Origin of the sequence: Streptomyces sp. NRRL WC-3626, from assembly GCF_000718785.1 — a bacterium.
Classification (GTDB): domain Bacteria; phylum Actinomycetota; class Actinomycetes; order Streptomycetales; family Streptomycetaceae; genus Streptomyces; species Streptomyces edwardsiae.
The window spans coordinates 286,788-305,232 of record NZ_JOCA01000008.1; the positions used below are offsets into that span (position 1 = coordinate 286,788).

At 72.0% G+C, this 18,445-nt stretch carries 14 protein-coding genes; all 14 read right to left on the minus strand.

Annotated features, from left to right (window positions below; genetic code table 11):
• Positions 1–6 precede the first annotated feature (6 nt).
• Positions 7–909 (minus strand): sugar phosphate isomerase/epimerase family protein, encoded by a 903-nt coding sequence (locus tag IF28_RS0115405; RefSeq protein ID WP_030219606.1) that lies wholly within the window; start codon positions 907–909, stop codon positions 7–9.
• Positions 906–1,904 carry an SCO3242 family prenyltransferase gene (locus IF28_RS0115410; protein ID WP_106982056.1) on the minus strand — a complete coding sequence of 333 codons (999 nt, stop codon included), beginning with the start codon at positions 1,902–1,904 and terminating at the stop codon, positions 906–908. Before IF28_RS0115410 ends, IF28_RS0115405 begins: the two co-directional genes overlap by 4 nt.
• Positions 1,905–2,002: 98 nt before the next feature.
• The gene (locus tag IF28_RS0115415; RefSeq protein ID WP_030219610.1) at positions 2,003–3,166 is read right to left on the minus strand and encodes an inositol-3-phosphate synthase; all 1,164 of its coding nucleotides are present in this window, start codon (positions 3,164–3,166) and stop codon (positions 2,003–2,005) included.
• Positions 3,167–3,321: 155 nt separating this feature from the next.
• Positions 3,322–7,035, minus strand: a complete 3,714-nt coding sequence (locus IF28_RS0115420) for a ThuA domain-containing protein (protein WP_030219612.1) — start codon at positions 7,033–7,035, stop codon at positions 3,322–3,324.
• Positions 7,036–7,303: 268 nt separating this feature from the next.
• Positions 7,304–8,302, minus strand: coding sequence for a sugar phosphate isomerase/epimerase family protein (locus tag IF28_RS0115425; RefSeq protein WP_030219614.1), 999 nt, complete (start codon positions 8,300–8,302; stop codon positions 7,304–7,306).
• 15 nt (positions 8,303–8,317) lie between these two features.
• The gene (locus IF28_RS0115430; RefSeq protein ID WP_030219616.1) at positions 8,318–9,526 is read right to left on the minus strand and encodes a Gfo/Idh/MocA family protein; all 1,209 of its coding nucleotides are present in this window, start codon (positions 9,524–9,526) and stop codon (positions 8,318–8,320) included.
• Between the two features lie 80 nt (positions 9,527–9,606).
• Positions 9,607–10,650 carry a substrate-binding domain-containing protein gene (locus tag IF28_RS0115435; protein WP_030219619.1) on the minus strand — a complete coding sequence of 348 codons (1,044 nt, stop codon included), beginning with the start codon at positions 10,648–10,650 and terminating at the stop codon, positions 9,607–9,609.
• A 17-nt stretch (positions 10,651–10,667) separates the two neighbouring features.
• Entirely contained in the window at positions 10,668–11,687 is a 1,020-nt protein-coding gene (locus tag IF28_RS0115440; RefSeq protein ID WP_030219623.1) for an ABC transporter permease, read from the minus strand.
• Positions 11,684–13,201, minus strand: a complete 1,518-nt coding sequence (locus IF28_RS0115445; protein WP_030219626.1) for a sugar ABC transporter ATP-binding protein — start codon at positions 13,199–13,201, stop codon at positions 11,684–11,686. Before IF28_RS0115445 ends, IF28_RS0115440 begins: the two co-directional genes overlap by 4 nt.
• 344 nt (positions 13,202–13,545) lie before the next feature.
• Positions 13,546–14,727, minus strand: coding sequence for an ROK family protein (locus tag IF28_RS0115450; RefSeq protein WP_030219628.1), 1,182 nt, complete (start codon positions 14,725–14,727; stop codon positions 13,546–13,548).
• A 218-nt stretch (positions 14,728–14,945) separates the two neighbouring features.
• Positions 14,946–15,623 (minus strand): GntR family transcriptional regulator, encoded by a 678-nt coding sequence (locus IF28_RS0115455; RefSeq protein ID WP_030219631.1) that lies wholly within the window; start codon positions 15,621–15,623, stop codon positions 14,946–14,948.
• Between the two features lie 187 nt (positions 15,624–15,810).
• The gene (locus IF28_RS0115460) at positions 15,811–16,758 is read right to left on the minus strand and encodes a beta-ketoacyl-ACP synthase III (RefSeq protein ID WP_030219635.1); all 948 of its coding nucleotides are present in this window, start codon (positions 16,756–16,758) and stop codon (positions 15,811–15,813) included.
• A 154-nt stretch (positions 16,759–16,912) separates the two neighbouring features.
• A complete protein-coding gene (locus IF28_RS39440; protein ID WP_199808994.1) occupies positions 16,913–17,053 on the minus strand; it encodes an MFS transporter small subunit in 141 nt (46 codons plus the stop codon).
• Entirely contained in the window at positions 17,022–18,362 is a 1,341-nt protein-coding gene (locus IF28_RS0115470) for an OFA family MFS transporter (RefSeq protein WP_030219638.1), read from the minus strand. Before IF28_RS0115470 ends, IF28_RS39440 begins: the two co-directional genes overlap by 32 nt.
• Between the last annotated feature and the right edge of the window lie 83 nt (positions 18,363–18,445).

The window sequence follows — 18,445 nt, forward strand, 5'->3', positions numbered from 1 at the left end:
CTCCCTTCAGCGGGTGGCGGAGGGCTCGCCCGGGCGGTGTGTGAGGGGGGTCGCCGCCGCGGCCCCGCGGAGGAACGGGAGGGAGTGGGCGGCGAAGTGGGGGCCCGCGTGGGAGTGGCGGGGCAGTTCGACGACCGTCAGGCCCTGGTAGCCGGTGGCGGCGAGGGCCTCCAGGACGGGCGGGAAGTCGATCTCGCCGTCGCCGAAGGGGAGGTGCTCGTGGACGCCCCGGCGCATGTCCTCGATCTGGACGTGGCGCAGCCAGGGGGCGGCGTCGCGTACGCAGTCGGCGGGAGGGAGGGGTTCGAGGCACTGGCAGTGGCCGATGTCCAGCGTGAGGCCGAGGGGCTCGGGGTCGCCGAGCGTGCGGCGCAGGTGGTGGAAGTCGGCGAGGGTGGCGAGGAGGTGGCCGGGTTCGGGTTCGACGGCGAGGGGGACGCCTGCGCGGGCGGCGGCGTCCAGGACGGGAGTGAGGGTCTCGGCGAGGCGTTTCCAGGCGGTGTCCTCGTCGGTGCCGTCGGGGACGATGCCGCTGAAGCAGTGCAGGGCGTGCGCGCCGAGGTCGGCGGCGACACGGACCGCCCGCAGGAGCAGGTCGACGCGGCGGGCGCGGTCGTCCGGGTCGGGGTCCAGGAGCGAGGGGCCGTGTTTGCGGCGGGGGTCGAGCACGTAGCGGGCACCGGTCTCGACCGTCACGCCGAGCCCGAGTTCGTCCAGGCGCCGCGCGACCGTGCGGGTGCGGGCGGCGAGGTCGGGGGCGAGCGGGTCGAGGTGCATGTGGTCGAGGGTCAGGCCGACGCCGTCGTAGCCGAGGTCGGCGAGGAGCGCGAGGGCGTCGTCGAGGCGGAGGTCGGCGAGCCCGTTGGTGCCGTAGCCGAAGCGGAGGGGGGTGGGGGCGGGCGCGGTCACGTGATGCTCACCTTCCTCATGGCGGCCCTTCTCGCGAACATCCGTCCGGCCGGGGCCAGGGCCGCGATCAGGAGGGAGGTGGCACTCGCGCCGGAGCGGGCGGCGAGGGCGGCCTGGAGCGGGATGGTGGCGCGGATGCCACCGCCCACGGCGCGCTGGGTGAGCGGGGGTGACGGGTTGAGCGTGGCGTGGAAGTAGGGGCGGGCGGCCGTGGCGGCGTAGGCGGCGGCCAGGGCGGTGGCGAGGACGCCGGCGGGGCCGGAGCCCGGCAGGCCGGGGGCGGCTGCTGCCCGCCGGCCTGCCGGGAGTCGGGTGCGGCGGTGGGTGGCGGCCAGCCGGGTCAGCGCCCCCGTCGTCGCGAGGGCCGCCAGCGGGGCCAGGGCCGAGCCGCCGGTGGTCTCCCTGCGGGAGACGGCCGTGACCGCGAGGGTGTGCGTGCCGAGCAGTGCGGCGGAGGGCAGTGCGGCGCGGGTGCCGCCGCTGGTGGCGGCGGCCCCGAGGAGCAGGTCGAGTCCGCGGGCGGCGGCCATCGCCGCGGGACCTGCGGGCGTGTGCTTCAGGCCGAGGTCGTAGGCCCACACGGTCGCCGCCAGCGGCGCGGCCACCGCGAGGGCGGGGCGTCCCGCGCCGGCGGCGAGCGCGAGTCCGGCACCCGTGAGGACACCGGCGGCGGTGAGGGCGGCGGCGGGCCGGACACGGCCGGACGGCAGCGGGCGGTGCGGCCGCTCCACGGCGTCCTCGGCGCGGTCCGCCCAGTCGTTGAGGGCCATGCCGGCCTCGTACAGGCACAGGGAGGAGCCGACGGCGAGCAGCGTGCGCGGTCCGGGTCGCACACCGGCCGCGGCGGCGCCGGCGAGGGCGTCACCGGGGACGGTGAACAGGGCGGGCAGGCGGAGCAGTTCCGCCCACGCGGTGGCGCGGCCCGCCGTGGCCTTGCGCGGGTGCGTCGTGGCCGGTCGCGCGGTTCCCCGCGCCCCTGAGGTGTCGCCCCGCACGGAATCACCCCCTTCAGGCGTGTCCCGCGCCCCTGGGGTGTCGCCCCGCGCGGGACCGCTCCGTGTGGGCGTGTCGTGGGTGTCGGACGTCGGGCGGGTCACCGGTGGGCCTCGGGGGCGGGGGTGTCGGTTCGGAGCCGTTCGGCGAAGTGCCGCAGCTCCGTGTACTGCTCGGCCAGGGACGAAGGGCCGTCGCCGACCGGGTCCTTGAAGTAGAAGCCCAGTTCGCTCAGCGGGCCGGTCAGGCCCTGCTGGTGGGCGCGGACCGTCAGGCGGGCCAGGTCGAGGACGAGGGGCGCCGCGAGGGACGAGTCGCAGCCCTGCCAGGTGGTCTGGAGGATCATGCGGGCGCCGAGGAAGCCGTCGAAGGCGATGTGGTCCCAGGCGGTCTTCCAGTCGCCGAGGGCCGGTACGTCGTCGATGTGGACCTCGCCCTCGGGGGTGGTGCCGAGGGTGTCGGCGAGGACGCGTTCCTTGCCGGCGTTCTTCGCGGCGGCGGCCGCGGGGTCGGCGAGGGCGGCCCCGTCGCCGCCGCCGAGCAGGTTGGTGCCGGACCAGGCGCGTACGGCGAGGGCGCGCTGCAGGAACATCGGGCCGAGGACGGACCGCAGCAGGGTCTGCCCGGTCTTGCCGTCGCGGCCCGCGTACGGCAGGCCGAAGGACTCGGCGAGCCCGGCGAGCGCCGGGTGGTGCAGCCCCGTGGAGGGGGTGAAGTTGACGTAGGGGCAGCCGGCGCGCAGGGCGGCCGCCGCGTAGAGGGAGCTGGGCGGGAGGCTGCCGTCGGCGGGGGCCGGCTCGGTGGAGGCGACGTTGACGACGACGGCGCCCGCGAGGTCCTGGCGGCGTACGAAGTCGCGGATGTCGGCGGCGAACACGTCGATCCACTCGTCCTGGGTGCGCCCGGTGTCGCCGGGCGGGGGCCCGCCGGGCCTGATCTCCCGGTCGGCGGCGACGAGTTCGGCGTGTACGGCGGCGGGCAGCCCGTGCGGCAGGACCCCGCCCTCGGCGAGGTGCTCGGCGCGCTTGGGCAGCGGGCAGTCGACGGTGTCGTGCCCGCCGAAGACGAGGGACGACAGCGCGGGGAGACGGGACGCGGCGAAGGGGGCGGTCTCGGTGACCATGCCGGTCGGCGGGTGGAGTCCGGCGGCGACGGCGGCGCAGCCCGCGATCGCGGTCGTGGCGACGGAGCCGCGTGCGCCGATGAGCCAGACGCCGAAGCGGGGGGCCGGGGAGGTGGTGGGGAGGGACGGTTCGGCGGACATGGGCAGCCTCCTTGTCGTACGCGAACCTGGTGCGAGTGCCGGTGGGGGGACGAGCGGGGTGCCGGGCGCGGGCCCGGCGGGACGGCGGGCGGAGGTCCGGCGTCCTCCGCCCGCCGCCGTTCCGGTTGCCCCCCCGGGTCAGGGGGCGGGGTGCCCTAGGAGGGCAGTTCCTTCAGCTGGATGTCGCGGAAGGAGACCTGGTCGTCGGCGCCGTGGTTCTGCAGACCGATGTAGCCGTCGGTCAGGCTCCGCTCGGGGTCCTTGTTGGTGAAGTCGTTGATCTTGACTCCGTTGAGGAACACCTGAAGGCGTTCGCCCTTGACCTTGATCTCGTAGGAGTTCCACTGGCCGGGTGGCCGCAGCACCTGGTCACGGGCCTTGATGTCCGCCGACTTGAAGGAGTAGACCGCACCGGTGGTGCGATCCACGGCGTCCGTGGCGTCGATCTGGATCTCGTAGCCCTTGTTCACCGCGGACCAGGGGTCGTCGGAGGCCGGGAAGCCCACGAAGATCCCGGAGTTGTCGTCGCCCCGCATCTTCCAGTCGAGCTTGAGCGAGTACGACTTCAGCTCCTTGGCCTGGTACCAGAGCAGGCCCATGCCGCCCTCGGACTGCAGGGTGCCGTCCTTCACGTTGAACTTGCCGGGGCCGGCCTGCTTCCAGCCGTCCAGGGTCTGGCCGTTGAAGATCTCGCGGTAGCCCTTGTCCGGCTTGCAGTCCGCCTTCACCTGGCCGGTGGCGTACCGCAGACCGCCGAGCAGATGGTTGCGGAAGGCCTCGTCGGCGTACGACTCCTTGGTGTGGCCGCCGCCGGTGTAGAAGGAGCGGCCGCCGCCGTAGCTCTGGCACCAGGCGATCGGGTGGTCGCCCTTCATGGTGCCGCCGGAGTAGGTGGTCTCGTCGAGGGTGGCGAGGACCTTGGCCTGCTCACGCGGGTTGGTGCGGTAGTTGTACCACTCGTCGGTGCGCTCCCAGGTGTCGTCCAGGTGCGCGGTGGAGGGGTGGTCGTGGTCGTGGACGCGCACGGTGGCCTTCTGGATGGCCGGGTGCGAGTCGAAGTAGGCGCCGACGAGGCCGCCGTAGAACTCCCAGTCGTACTCGGTGTCGGCGGCGGCGTGGATGCCCATGTAGCCGCCGCCGTTCTTGACGTAGTTCTCGAACGCCGCCTGCTGCTCGGCGTTCAGGACGTCACCGGTGGTGGACAGGAAGGCGACCGCGTCGTACTTGGCGAGGTTGCCGGTGGTGAACTGCCGGGCCTCCTCGGTCGCGGTGACCGAGATGCCGGCCGGGGCGCCGAGTTCCTTGAGGGCGGCGATGCCCTCGGGGATGGAGTCGTGCCGGAAGCCCGCGGTCTTGGAGAAGACCAGGACCTTCTTGCCCTTCTTGAACGGCTCGGTGGAGAACTCGAAGTCGTCCACGTCGTACAGGGCGCCGTCACCGCCGCGGAAGACCAGGTAGATCTCGGTGGTCTTCTTCGGCAGGGACCGCAGCGGCACGTCGACGTTCTGGAACGTCTCCCAGCCGCCGGTCGGCGGGATGTACGCCGAGCCGTGCAGCTTGCCGGTGGGCGAGCCGGTGCGCAGCTCGATGAAGCCCCCCGAGCCGCCGGAGGAGGCCCGTACGGTCAGCTTCTTCTGGCCCTTGAACAGGTAGGGGCTGAAGGAGATCCAGTCGCCGTCGTTGATGTCGCCGACGGTCTTGCCGCCGTTGGCGCCGGTCTTGTCGATCACCGACACACCCTGCTGGGTGCCGAAGTGCTCGGCCTGGCGGTGCGGCGGCTGGATCACGGTGCGGGCGGTGCCGGTCAGGGCCTCCTGGCCGGCTGCCCCGCCGTCGGTGTAGCTGGCGCCGACGACACCGTAGATGTTGGCGTTGGGGTCGTGACCGCCGTCCCCGGCGGGCGGGGTGAGGGTGCCCTCACAGCCCATCTCGCTGGTGAGCTCGTGGGCGTGGGAGTCGTGGCCGAGGCTGTAGGCGACCTTGACCCTGGAGCAGTCGATCGTCTCCTCGGGGTCGGTGACGGTCACCTTGAACGGGACCGGCTGCCCGAAGGGCGCGAGGCTGCCGTTGCCCGGCAGGGTGATCTTCACCGTGGGCTCGGTGTTGCCGACGACGATCCGGGTGCTGGCGCTGCCGGTGTTGCCCTCGGGGTCCGTCGCGGTGAGGGTGGCGGTGTAGGTGCCGACCTTCTTGTACTTGTGGGTGGGGGTGAGTCCCTCGCCCTTGGTGCCGTCGCCGAAGTCCCAGGCGTAGGTGAGGTCCGGGGAGTCGGCGTCGTTGGCGGTGCCGGTGAACTTGACCTTCAGGCCCGCCGCGCCGGACGTCCTGTCCGCGCTGACGCCGACGATCGGGGAGAAGCCGTCCTCGGCGTTCTCGATCCGGTACAGCGCGGAGTCCTTGTCGCCCTGGAACCAGGAGAGTCCGTAGTCGAGGACGTAGAGCGCGCCGTCGGGGCCGAACTCCATGTCCATGATCTGGGTGCCGGTCCACGGGAAGTCGTTGATCTTCGCGACCGTGCCGTCCTCGTTCTGCTCGATCCGCTTGATCCAGCGGCGGCCGAACTCACCGGCGAAGAAGTCGCCGTCGTAGGCCTCGGGGAACTTCACCGAGGAGTCGAGCTCGGGGTCGTAGCGGTAGACCGGGCCGCCCATCGGGGACTCGGAGCCGGTGCCGAACTCGGGGACGGAGGCGCCGTCGTAGGGGATCCAGGCGGTCTGCGCGGGCGGCAGGTCCTCGATGCCCGTGTTGTGCGGCGAGGTGTTCTTCGGGGCGGCGCAGTCGAACTTCGGTCCGGAGGCGCCGGTGGCGAAGTCGTAGTCGTTGTAGGCGTCGTTGTCGCCGGTGCAGAACGGCCAGCCGAAGTTGCCGGCCTTCGTCACCTTGGCGAACTCGACCTGTCCCGCGGGGCCGCGGTCCGGATCGGCGGCGCCCGCGTCGGGGCCGTAGTCACCGACGTAGACGGTGCCGGTGGGCTTGTCGATGTTCATCCGGAACGGGTTGCGGAAGCCCATCGCGTAGATCTCGGGGCGGGTCTTCTCGGTGCCCGGGGCGAAGAGGTTGCCCTCCGGGACGGTGTACGAGCCGTCCTCGGCGACCTTGATACGCAGGATCTTGCCGCGCAGGTCGTTGCTGTTGCCGGAGGTGCGGCGGGCGTCGAACGCCGGGTTGCGGTCGCCCCGTTCGTCGATCGGCGTGTAGCCGTCGGACTCGAAGGGGTTGCTGTCGTCGCCGGTCGACAGGTACAGGTTGCCGTCGGCGTCGAAGGCGATGTCGCCGCCGACGTGACAGCAGATGCCACGGGAGGTCGCGACGTCGAGGACCTTCTTCTCACTCGCCAGGTCCAGCGTCCCGTTGGCGCCCAGAACGAAGCGGGAGAGACGGTTGACGCCGTCGAACTTCGCGAAGTCCGCGGCGGTTCCGGTCGACGGGGCGTCACCGGCGGGGGTGTCCAGCGGCGGGGCGTAGTAGAGGTAGATCGCCCGGTTGTTCTCGAAGTCCGGGTCGATGCCTACGCCTTGGAGGCCCTCCTCGTCGTGGGTGTAGACGGGTATCTTGCCTGCCACCTTGGTGACGCCGCCCTGGTCGGTGAGGCGCAGTGTGCCGTCGCGTGCGGTGTGCAGGACGCTGCGGTCCGGGAGCACGGCCAGCGACATCGGCTCGCCCGTCTCGGGTTCGCCCTTGGCGAGCGGCACCTGCTGGAACTGTCCCTCCGCGGCCGCCGGTTCGTCGTGTTCCGGGTGGCCGGGGTGGGCGCCGGCGACGGTCGCGGGGGCGCCGACGGCCAGCAGCAGTCCGGTGAGCAGGGCGAGGCCGGTGCGAAGTCTGGGACGCTGTGAGGCGCGGGCGGATGTGAGTCTGGTTCTGTGCACGAAGTCCCTCCGGGAACGGGGTGGGGCCGTACGGAACGGGTGCGTGGTCAAGCGGTGCGTGCGGGCGCCGGGGTGCGCCGTCACCCCGGAGGCGTGGGTGTCCTGAACACTTCAGGGACGGTAACCGCCTTCCATCGGGGCCGACACCCCTTGGACCAGGACCGGTTGAACTTTTTCCCAACTCAGGACAAAGCGGGATCCGGGCAGGCCGGACCCGGGGACCGGCGGTTGTCCCGGTCCCCGTCCCCGACCTGCGGCCGGGCTCGGGTCAGCTGTTGAACGCGGCGTCGAAGGACGCGCTGGGCGGGTCGAAGTCGAACGCCTTGAGGCGGGTGAGCGCCTCGGGGGCGCCCTGCAGCCGGTCCATGCCGGCGTCCTCCCATTCGACGGAGACGGGGCCCTGGTAGTCGATGGAACGCAGCATGCGGAAGACGTCCTCCCAGGGGACGTCGCCGTGACCGGCGGAGACGAAGTCCCAGCCGCGCCGGGGATCGCCCCACGGCAGATGGGAGCCGAGGCGGCCGTTGCGGCCGTCGAGGCGCTTGCGGGCCTCCTTGCAGTCGACGTGGTAGATCCGGTCCCGGAAGTCCCACAGGAAACCGACCGGGTCGAGGTCCTGCCACACGAAGTGGGACGGGTCGAAGTTGAGCCCGAACGCCGGCCGGTGGCCGACGGCCTCCAGGGCGCGAACGGTCGTCCAGTAGTCGTAGGCGATCTCGCTGGGGTGGACCTCGTGCGCGAAGCGCACGCCCTCGGCGTCGAAGACGTCCAGGATCGGGTTCCACCGCTCGGCGAAGTCCTCGTAGCCGCGCTCGATCATCGACTCGGGGGCGGGCGGGAACATGGCGACCAGATGCCAGATGGCGGAGCCGGTGAAGCCGATGACGGTGTCGACGCCGAGGAGGGCCGCGGCGCGCGCGGTGTCCTTGATCTCGGCGGCGGCCCGCTGCCGTACGCCCTCGGCTTCGCCGTCGCCCCAGATGCGGGCGGGCAGGATGGCCTGGTGGCGTTCGTCGATGATGGCGTCGCACACCGCCTGGCCGACCAGGTGGTTGGAGACCGCCCAGCATTTCAGGCCGTACTTCTCCAGGAGCTGGTGGCGGCCGGTGACGTACGCCGGGTCGGCGAGCGCCTTGTCCACCTCGAAGTGGTCACCCCAGCAGGCGAGTTCGAGGCCGTCGTAGCCGAAGTCGCGGGCGAGTCGGCAGACCTCCTCCAGTGGCAGGTCCGCCCACTGGCCGGTGAACAGCGTGAAGTTGCGCGGCATGCGTATCCGTCCCTCTCAGGCGGCGATCGATGTGTAGACGGAGTTCTTCTCGGCGCTCTCCTCCACCGCCGCGAGGACGCGCTGCACCTGGAGCCCGTCGGCGAAGGAGGGTTCGGGCACCCGGCCCTCGGCGACCGCGTGGACCAGGTCGCGGGCCTGGTGCACGAAGGTGTGCTCGTAGCCGAGGCCGTGGCCCGGCGGCCACCATGCCTCGAGGTAGGGGTGCTCGGGTTCGGTGACGAGGATGCGGCGGAACCCGCCGTGCGTGGCGGGCTCGGTGCCGTCGTGGTACTCGAGCTCGTTGAGCCGCTCCAGGTCGAAGGCCAACGAGCCGCGTTCGCCGTTGAGTTCGATGCGCAGGGCGTTCTTGCGTCCGGTGGCGTACCGGGTGGCCTCGAAGGAGGCGAGGGCGCCGGAGGCGAACCGCCCGGTGAACAGGGCGGCGTCGTCGACGGTGACCTGTCCGGTGCCGACCGCGGAGACGGCGGCCAGACCGCTGCTGGGCCCGGTGGGCAGCGGCCGCTCCCGTACGAACGTCTCGGTGAGCGCGGAGACGCCCGCCAGCCGCTCGCCGGCCAGGTACTGGGCCAGGTCGACGATGTGCGCGCCGAGGTCGCCGAGGGAACCGGAGCCGGCGTGTTCGCGGCGCAGCCGCCAGGTCAGCGGGAACTCCGGGTCCACCAGCCAGTCCTGCAGATAGGCGACCCGCACGTGCCGCAGCGTGCCGAGCCGGCCCTCGGCCACCATCCGCCGGGCCAGCGCGGTCGCGGGGACCCGGCGGTAGTTGAAGCCGACCATCGCCAACTGGCCGCGTGCGGTGGCCTCTTCGGCGGCGCGGGCCATGGCCTCGGCCTCTTCCACAGTGTTGGCGAGGGGCTTTTCGCACAGCACGTGCTTGCCGGCGGCGAGGGCGGAGAGGGCGATCTCGGCGTGGCTGTCGCCGGGGGTGCAGATGTCGACGAGGTCGATGTCGTCCCGTTCGACCAGGGCGCGCCAGTCGGTCTCGGTGCCCGCCCAGCCGTGCCGGTCGGCCGCCGCGCGGACGGCGTCCGCGTCCCGGCCGCAGATCACGGCCATCTCGGGGCGCAGCGGCAGATCGAAGACGCGTCCCGCGGTGCGCCAGCCCTGGGAGTGGGCGGCGCCCATGAAGGCGTAACCGACCATGCCGATGCGCAGCGGTGGCTTCCCCGTCTCCGCCCCGTCGGACGCTTGCGGCTGTGCCATTCGGATGTCCTCCTCGTCGTCGTGGCGGGCGGGGGCGGCCCCCGCCCGGTGGGCTGGTCAGGCCCGTGGGGCGGGGCTCCTCACTTGAAGCCGGTGGGCATGTACTGGTCCACGTTCTCCTTGTCGACGACGGCCGAGTAGCAGGTCACCGACGACGGGATCTCGAACTCGGCGAGGCCGCCGATGCCCTTGCCCTGGCCGAGGGCGCGGGCCAGGTCGATCGCGGACGCGGCCATCGTCGGCGGGTACAGGACGGTGGCCTTGAGGACACCGCTGTCGGCCTTGATGGCCTCGAACGCGGAGAGCGCGCCCGCGCCGCCGACCATCAGGAAGTCGTCGCGCCCGGCCTGCTCGATGGCGCGCAGGGCACCCACGCCCTGGTCGTCGTCGTGGTTCCACAGGGCGTCGAAGTCCGACTGGGCCTGGAGCAGCTGGGCCATCTTGGCCTGGCCGGACTCGACGGTGAACTCGGCGGCCTGGCGGGCCACCTTCTTGATGTTCGGGTAGTTCTTCAGGCCGTCGTCGAAGCCCTGGGTGCGCTGCTGCGTCAGTTCCAGGTTGTCGATGCCGGCCAGCTCGATGACCTTGGCGTCCGGCTTGTCCTTGAGCTTCTCGCCGATGTAGTGGGCGGCGTTGAGACCCATGCCGTAGTTGTCGCCGCCGACCCAGCAGCGGTATGCCTGCGGGCTGTTGAAGATCCGGTCGAGGTTGATGACGGGGATGCCCGCCCGCATCGCCTTCAGGCCGATCTGGGTGAGGGCCTTGCCGTCGGCCGGCAGGATGACCAGGACGTCGACCTTCTTGTTGATGAGGGTCTCGATCTGGCCGATCTGCTGCGCGGTGTCGTTGGAACCCTCGGTGATCTCCATGGTGATCTCGGAGTACTTCTCGGCGCGCTTCTTGGCCTGGTCGTTGACGGCGTTGAGCCAGCCGTGGTCGGCCTGCGGGCCGGCGTAGCCGATGGTGACGGGCTTGCCGGGCTTGTCGTCCGCGGCGGGTTGCGTGTCCGCGGCCTTGTCGTCGCCGTCGTCCGGGTCGTTGCTCGTGCACCCGGTGAGGACGGCACCGGCGGACACGGCGGCGGCTCCGAAGAGCAGCCCTCTGCGGCTCGTGAGGTTCGTCATGACGGTGGACCCTTTCCTCAGTGCGTGCTTGCGGTACGGCGCTGGACCAGCACGGCGGCGACGATGATCGCGCCCTTGGCGATCTGCTGGACGGCGGTCTCGAGGTTGTTCAGGGCGAAGATGTTGGTGATGGTGGTGAAGATCAGGACGCCGAGCACGGAGCCGAGGATGTGACCCCGGCCGCCGGTCAGCAGGGTGCCGCCGATGATCGCGGCGGCGATGGCGTCGAGTTCGTAGAGGTTGCCGTTGGTGTTCTGGCCGGAACCGGCGAGGGCCACCAGCAGGAAGGCCGCGATGCCGCAGCACAGCCCGGACAGCAGGTAGAGGTAGAGGCGCTGGCGGCGGACGTCGATGCCGGCCAGCCGGGCGGCCTCGGCGTTGCCGCCGACGGCGACGGTGCGGCGGCCGAAGGTGGTCCGGTTGAGCACCAGCCAGCCGATGACGGTGACGGCCGCGAAGACCATGACCAGCGGCGGTATGCCGAGCACGTACGCGTCTCGCTCGGCGAGGTCGAGGACGCCGGGGACGGTGACGACCTGGGTGCGGCCGTCCGTGATCTGGAGCGCGAGGCCGCGCGCCGAGGCCAGCATGGCGAGGGTGGCGATGAACGGGACCATCTGGCCGAAGGCGATGAGCACCCCGTTGACCAGTCCGCAGCCCACTCCGACCACGATCGCCGTGAACAGGATGCCGAAGAACCCGAACTCCTGGGTGGCGACCGTGGTCGCCCACACCGAGGAGAGGGCGACGATGGCGCCGACGGACAGGTCGATGCCGCCGGAGACGATGACGAAGGTCATGCCGACGGTGACGACGCCGATCACGGACGCCTGGGTGAGCACCAGTTGGAGGTTGCGGGTGTCGAGGAACGCGTCGGGCTGGGTGACGCCGCCGATGAGGACGAGTGCGGCGAGCACGCCGAGCAGGGTGAGGGTGCGGACGTCGGCGCGGCCCAACCGGACCCGCCAGGCGGGCGGTCCCTCCAGCGGTGCCGCCTTGCCGGTGCCGTCCCGCGGCGGGGACACGTGCTGCGTCATGACGCCGGGCTTCCTTCCATCACGAGGTCGAGTACGCGGTGTTCGTCGAGGTCGCGGGCGGGGGCCTCGTGCACGACGCGGCCCTCACGCAGTACCAGGACGCGGTCGGCGAGGCCGAGCACCTCGGGCACCTCGCTGGATACCAGCAGTACGGCGAGGCCCTCGTCCGCCAGCCGGCGGACGACCGCGTAGAGCTCGGCCCGGGCGCCGACGTCGACGCCCCGGGTGGGTTCGTCGAGCAGCAGCACCCGGCAGCCGCGCAGCAGCCAGCGGGCGAGTACGGCCTTCTGCTGGTTGCCGCCGGACAGGGTGCGCACGGGCACGTCCGGGTTGTCGGGCCGCAGCGAGAGTTCGCGGACCGCCGTGCGCGCCGCCCCCAGTTCGGCGCCGCGGTCGATCCAGCCGGCCTTCGCGAAGCGGGACATGGAGGAGACCGACACGTTGCGGGTGACGGACTCCAGCATCAGCAGGGCCTGCGCCTTGCGTTCCTCGGGGGCGAGCCCGAGTCCGGCGCGCACGGCGGCCCGTACGCTGCCCGGCTTCAGGGGGCGGCCGTCGACGGTCACCCGGCCCGTGTCCGGTTTGCGGGCGCCGTAGATGGTCTCCAGGACCTCGGAGCGTCCGGAGCCGACGAGTCCCGCCAGCCCCACGATCTCCCCGGGGCGCACCTGAAGGTCGAGCGGGGCGAACTCGCCCGCGCGGGAGAGTCCTTCGACGGTGAGCACCGGTTCGCCGTCCGGCGCGGCGGCGGGCCGCTCGGGGAAGACGTACTCGACGTTGCGTCCGGTCATCAGCGCGACGACCTCGCGGGTCGGCGTCGACTCGGCGGGCAGCCCGCCGGCGACGGCACGGCCGTCCTTCAGTACGGTCACCCGGTCGCCGATGCGGCGGATCTCCTCGAGCCGGTGCGAGATGTAGACGACGGCCACGCCGTCGGCGGTCAGGTCGCCGACGATGCGGAAGAGGTTGTCGACCTCGTCCGGGTCGAGTGCGGCGGACGGCTCGTCCATCACGATGAGCCGTACGTCGTGGGAGAGCGCCCGCGCCATGGACACGATCTGCTGCTGAGCGGCGGAGAGTTCGCCGACCAGGCGGCCCGGGTCGATCTCGGGGTGTCCGAGCCGCTTGAGCAGCTGGGCCGTGGACGACTTGGCGGCTTTGGCGCGTACGACGAACCCGGCGGCGGTCGGTTCATGGCCGAGGTGGACGTTCTCGGCGACCGACAGGTGTTCCACCAGGTCGAGTTCCTGGTAGATGGTGGCGATACCGAGGCGCATGGCGGCGATCGGCGAGCGCAGCGTGACGTCCTCGCCGCGCCAGCGGATGGTGCCGGTGTCGGGCTGGTGGGCGCCGGCCAGCACCTTGATCAGGGTGGACTTCCCGGCGCCGTTCTGGCCGAGCAGGCAGTGCACCTCGCCGGCCTGGACGTCGAGGTCGACGCCGTCCAGGGCCCGGACTCCGGGGAACGACTTGGTGATGCCGGACATGCTGAGCAGCGGTGGTTGTGGTGCCATGCGGATTCCCCTCGGCGGGCGTTCGGGCCGGTGTCAGGGCGATCCCCTTGCGGGGCAGGCGTTTTCGGGCAGGGCGGAGCAGGGCGTTGGCGGTGCCTGGGTGTGGGTGTGGGTTGCTGTGACGGGGCGGGTGCGGTGTGCACGGCGTGCGGTGTGCACGGCGTGCGGGGTGGTGCGGGTGCGGGACGCGCGGGTGCGGGACAGGCGGGTGGTGCGGGTGCGGTGGTGCGGGTCTCGCAGGTGCGGTGGTGCGGGTGCGGGACGCGCGGGTGGTGCGGGTGCGGGACGTGCCGGGTGCGCGGATGGAGCGAGTGCCGTGGTGCGGGTGCGGTGGGGCTGCCGGTCTACGCGGGTGAGAACAGGTGGTCGCTGATGAGGCGGGCCGCGCCGATGACTCCGGCGGTGGGGCCCAACTCCCCCAGGACGATGGGCAGGTTGCCCGTCGCCAGGGGCAGTGAGCCGCGGTAGACCTGGGTGCGGATCGCGGCGAGCAGGGTGTGGCCGAGGCCGGTCACCCCGCCGCCGATCACCACCAGGCCGGGGTTGAAGAAGCTGACCAGGCCGGCGATGACCTGGCCGGTGCGGTTGCCGCCCTCGCGGATGAGATCGAGGGCGGTGGCGTCACCGGCCGCGGCCGCGGCGGCGACGTCGACGGCGCTGAGCGTGCCGTTCGCCTCCAGCCGGCCGGCGAGTTCGGTGGAGAGCCGCTGTTCGGCGGCCTCCATGGCGTCCCGGGCGAGGGCCGCGCCGGAGAAGTGTGCCTCCAGGCAGCCCCGGTTGCCGCAGGCGCACGGACGGCCGTCGGGCACGGCCTGGATGTGTCCGATGTCGCCCGCGCTGCCCGTCGTACCGCGGTAGACCTCACCGCCGACGACGATGCCGCAGCCGATGCCGGTACCGATCTTGACGACGAGGAAGTCGTGCACGGTGCGGGCGACGCCCGCGTGCTGCTCCCCCATCGCCATCAGGTTCACGTCGTTGTCGACCATGACCGGGCAGCCGAGGTCCTGGCTGAGCGCCTCCCGTACGGGGAAGCCGTCCCAGCCGGGCATGATCGGCGGCGCGACCGGGATGCCCTCGGGGAAGCGGACCGGGCCCGGGACGCCGATACCGGCGCCGTCGAACCCCTCCGCGAGCCCGGAAGCCCTCAACTTCGCGGCCATGGCGAGTACTTGCTCGAAGACCGCGACGGGTCCCTCGCGTACGTCCATGGGCTGGTTGATGTGCCCGAGGATCTCCAGCTCGGCGTTGGTGACGGCGACGTCGACCGAGGTCGCGCCGATGTCCACGCCGAGGAACCGAAGGTGCGGGTTGAGGCGGATGTTGTGGGAGCGCCGGCCACCGCGCGAGGCGGCGAGTCCGTCGGCCACGACGAGTTCCGTCTCCAGCAGCCGGTCCACCTCCACGGCCAGTTTCGACCGGGAGAGGTCGACCTGGTCGCCCAGTTGGGCACGGGAGTTGGGTCCACCGTCGCGCAGCAGCCTGAGCAGTCGCGCCTGGTGGGCGTTGGCGGGTCGAGCCGTCATACGTCTCACGAACCCCTCCCCGCCTCGATCGGCTTGTGCGCGCCGGATTCCGGCCACGTGTGTGGCGTGCTTTCGGATGGGAAAGTAGCAGCGCCTGCCGGAGGTGGGAAGAAGTCGCGCAGGAATTGACCCCTACTTTTTCCACTCACAGGACAAAGGAGCGGACGGGGTGCCGGACATCGGCCGACAAGGCGGGTGAAAAGGTGCGGACCGCGAACTCAGGACGTCTCGCGTGCGTGGTACGAGCGCCGCGTGTGTTCGGTGTGTTCACGCATCAGCCGGGTGGCCAGCTGCTCGTCGTGCGCGGCGACGGCCGCGATCAGCTCGCGGTGCTCCACCCAGGACTGGCCGCCGCGCTGCCGGGCGACGGGTGTGTAGTACCAGCGCACGCGCCGGTCGACCTGCGCGGCGAGCTCCGCGAGCACGGCGTTGCCGGCCAGCTCCATGATCTTGGCGTGGAACCGTGCGTTGAGGACGACGGCGGCGTCCACGTCGTCGGCTTCGACGGCCTTCAGCCCTTCGGCGAGGATCTCCTCGAGGGCCGCGACGCCCGTCTCGTCGGCGTTGCCCGCGGCGAGCCGGGCCGCCTCGGCCTCCAGCAGCGTGCGCACCGTGAGGAGCTGGTCGGCCTCCTGCTCGGTCGGCTCGTGCACGAACGCGCCCTGGGCGGGCCGCAGATCGACCCAGCCCTCGGTGTTGAGCCGCTGCAGCGCCTCCCGCACCGGCTGGCGGGAGACGCCGAGATGGCCGGCGAGTTCGCTCTCGACGAGATGCTGGCCGGGCTGGAGGGCGCGGGTGGTGATGAGTTCGAGCAGCGCCTCGTAGACCCGGTCGCGCAGCGGGCCCGGCCTCTCCAGCCGGGGCACCGCCCCCTGGGGCAGTCCGGTGGACAACATCACGGTCCCCCTCCTCCGCCGCGCACCGCCGCGAACGCCGGTGCACCGCAACGCCGGTAGTGATTGTCTTTCGTCTACAGTCTACGGCGCGTCGGGGGCCAGAGGGCGGACGAGTCGGCCACGTCACACCCGTCCGGGGCCGAACAGACTCCGGCTCGGGGTCAGTGCTCAGGGTCAGCACTCCGGCTCAGGGGCAGCGTACGACCTGCCCCGCGTACGACAGGTTCCCGCCGAAGCCGAACAGCAGCACCGGGTCGCCGGTCGTGACCGCGCCCTGTTCGACGAGCTTGGAGAGGGCGAGCGGGATGCTGGCGGCCGAGGTGTTGCCGGAATCGGTGACATCGCGGGCGACGACTGCGTTGACGGCGCCGAGCCGGCGCGCGAGGGGTTCGATGATCCGCAGGTTGGCCTGGTGCAGCACCACACCGGCGAGATCCTCGGGGGCCAGTCCCGCCTTCTCGCAGGCCTGGCGGGCGACGACCGGCAGCTGGGTGGCGGCCCAGCGGTAGACGCTCTGGCCCTCCTGGGCGAACCGGGGCGGTGTGCCCTCGATCCGCACCGCGTGCCCCATCTCGGGCACCGAGCCCCACAGCACCGGGCCGATCCCGGCCTCCGCGCCCGGTGCGCAGGCCTCGACGACGGCCGCGCCCGCACCGTCGCCGACGAGGACGCAGGTGGTGCGGTCGGTCCAGTCGGTCACGTCGGACATCTTGTCGGCGCCGATCACCAGGACCCGGCCGGCGCCGCCGGCCCGTACGGCGTGGTCGGCGGTGGCGAGGGCGTGGGTGAACCCGGCACAGACCACGTTGATGTCCATGACGGCGGGGCCCGGCATGCCGAGGCGGGCCGCGACGCGGGCGGCCATGTTGGGCGAGCGGTCGATCGCGGTGGACGTGGCGACCAGGACCAGGTCGATCTCGGCGGGGGTCCGGCCGGCCGCCGCGAGGGCCTTGGCGGCGGCGTGGGCGGCAAGTTCGTCGACCGGCTCGTCGGGTCCCGCGATGTGACGGGTGCGGATGCCCACCCGGCTCGTGATCCACTCGTCGCTGGTGTCCACCATGTCCGCCAGGTCCTCGTTGGTGAGGACCCGTGCGGGCTGGTAGTGGCCGACGGCGACGATGCGCGAGCCGATCATGGGTGGATCCCCCTCGGTGGGTCAGGTGCGGGATGCACCAGTCTGATCAGTGACTCACCGGTACGGGGACAGGTGAAGCGACAGGAAACGGGGGTGAGCCTTGTCGGCTTCCGTCAGCCCCCGGGCGGTCCCGTGACCGCCCGGGAACCCCCGGTCACCCGGTGAAGAGCTGCGTCGCCTTCCGCACGAGTTCGTACAGGCCGTAGGCGAGGGGCAGGCCCACCCACAGCCAGGCGAAGGTGATCAGCGCGCGGCGGTCCTGGCTAGGCGGACTCGGGCTGTTCTCGCCGGTCATCGGCGGCCTCCTTCGGGGTGTCGGTGCCGGGGACGTGGTGGCGGGGGTCGACGGGCCGGACCAGTTCGTTGGCGACGAAGCCGACGACGAGCAGCCCGATCATGATGATCAGCGACACCCCGTACAGGGAGGCGCCGTGCCGGCCCGCCTCCTCCTGCCGGTCGGCGACCCAGTTGACGATCAGCGGGCCGAGCACACCGGCGGTGGACCAGGCGGTGAGCAGCCGGCCGTGGATCGCGCCGACCTCGTAGGTGCCGAAGAGGTCCTTCAGATACGCCGGGACCGTGGCGAAGCCGCCGCCGTAGAAGGAGAGGATCACCAGCGCGCACAGCACGAACAGCGGCTTGGAGGAGTCGCCGAGCAGGGCGATGAGCGCGTACATCAGCGCGCCGACGCCGAGGTAGACGCGGTAGATGTTCTTCCGGCCGATCAGGTCGGAGGTGGTCGACCAGCCGATGCGGCCGGCCATGTTGGCCGCCGACAGCAGGGCGACGAACCCGGCGGCGGCGGTCGCCGACACCGGCGCGGAGGTGTCCGCGAAGAAGTCGGTGATCATCGGCGCGGCCTTCTCCAGGATGCCGATACCCGCGGTCACGTTCATGGTGAGCACGATCCACAGCAGCCAGAACTGCGGGGTGCGCACGGCGGAACGCGCCGAGACCTGCGGCCCCGAGAGCGCGGCGGGCGCGCCCGCCACCGGCCGCGCGCTGCGCGGCACCCGGACCAGCAGCACGCCGAGCAGCATGAACACGGCGTACGTCAGCCCGTGCACGAGGAACGCGTAGGCGATGCCAACGTTGTCCGAACCGAAGGACTCGAGCATCTGCGCCGACCAGGGCGAGGCGATCAGCGCGCCGCCGCCGAAGCCCATGATGGCGATGCCGGTGGCCATGCCGGGCCGGTCCGGGAACCATTTGATGAGCGTCGAGACGGGTGAGATGTAGCCGATGCCGAGTCCGATGCCGCCGACGAAGCCGTAGCCGAACACGATCAGCCAGTACTGCTCGGTGGCCGCGCCCAGCGCGGAGAGCAGGAAGCCGGAGGAGAAGCAGATCAGGGCGACGGTCATCGCCCAGCGGGGGCCCCGGCGTTCGACGAGCGTGCCGCCGAAGGCGGCGGACAGGCCGAGCATGACGATGCCGAGCTGGAAGGGCAGTGCGCTCTGGGTGCCGCTGAGATCGAGCGCGGACTCCAGCGGCGGCTTGAACACGCTCCACGCGTAGGCCTGGCCGATGGACAGATGGACGGAGAGCGCGGCGGGCGGCACGAGCCAGCGGCTCCAGCCCGGCGGTGCGACGGGGGGACTCATGAGTCCCCCACCGTAGGGACGTCGGGGGCCCTTGAGAAGACAGTTGAGCAGACAACCACCGGGACTGCACAAAGCCCTTGCGG

Coding starts and splice junctions, on each gene's coding strand:
- IF28_RS0115415 (WP_030219610.1), bottom strand. CDS start 3,166: ATGTCCGCCGAACCGTCCCTCCCCACCACCTCCCCGGCCCCCCGCTTC.
- IF28_RS0115425 (WP_030219614.1), bottom strand. CDS start 8,302: ATGCCGCGCAACTTCACGCTGTTCACCGGCCAGTGGGCGGACCTGCCA.
- IF28_RS0115430 (WP_030219616.1), bottom strand. CDS start 9,526: ATGGCACAGCCGCAAGCGTCCGACGGGGCGGAGACGGGGAAGCCACCG.
- IF28_RS0115435 (WP_030219619.1), bottom strand. CDS start 10,650: ATGACGAACCTCACGAGCCGCAGAGGGCTGCTCTTCGGAGCCGCCGCC.
- IF28_RS0115440 (WP_030219623.1), bottom strand. CDS start 11,687: ATGACGCAGCACGTGTCCCCGCCGCGGGACGGCACCGGCAAGGCGGCA.
- IF28_RS0115445 (WP_030219626.1), bottom strand. CDS start 13,201: ATGGCACCACAACCACCGCTGCTCAGCATGTCCGGCATCACCAAGTCG.
- IF28_RS0115450 (WP_030219628.1), bottom strand. CDS start 14,727: ATGACGGCTCGACCCGCCAACGCCCACCAGGCGCGACTGCTCAGGCTG.
- IF28_RS0115455 (WP_030219631.1), bottom strand. CDS start 15,623: ATGTTGTCCACCGGACTGCCCCAGGGGGCGGTGCCCCGGCTGGAGAGG.
- IF28_RS0115460 (WP_030219635.1), bottom strand. CDS start 16,758: ATGATCGGCTCGCGCATCGTCGCCGTCGGCCACTACCAGCCCGCACGG.
- IF28_RS39440 (WP_199808994.1), bottom strand. CDS start 17,053: ATGACCGGCGAGAACAGCCCGAGTCCGCCTAGCCAGGACCGCCGCGCG.
- IF28_RS0115470 (WP_030219638.1), bottom strand. CDS start 18,362: ATGAGTCCCCCCGTCGCACCGCCGGGCTGGAGCCGCTGGCTCGTGCCG.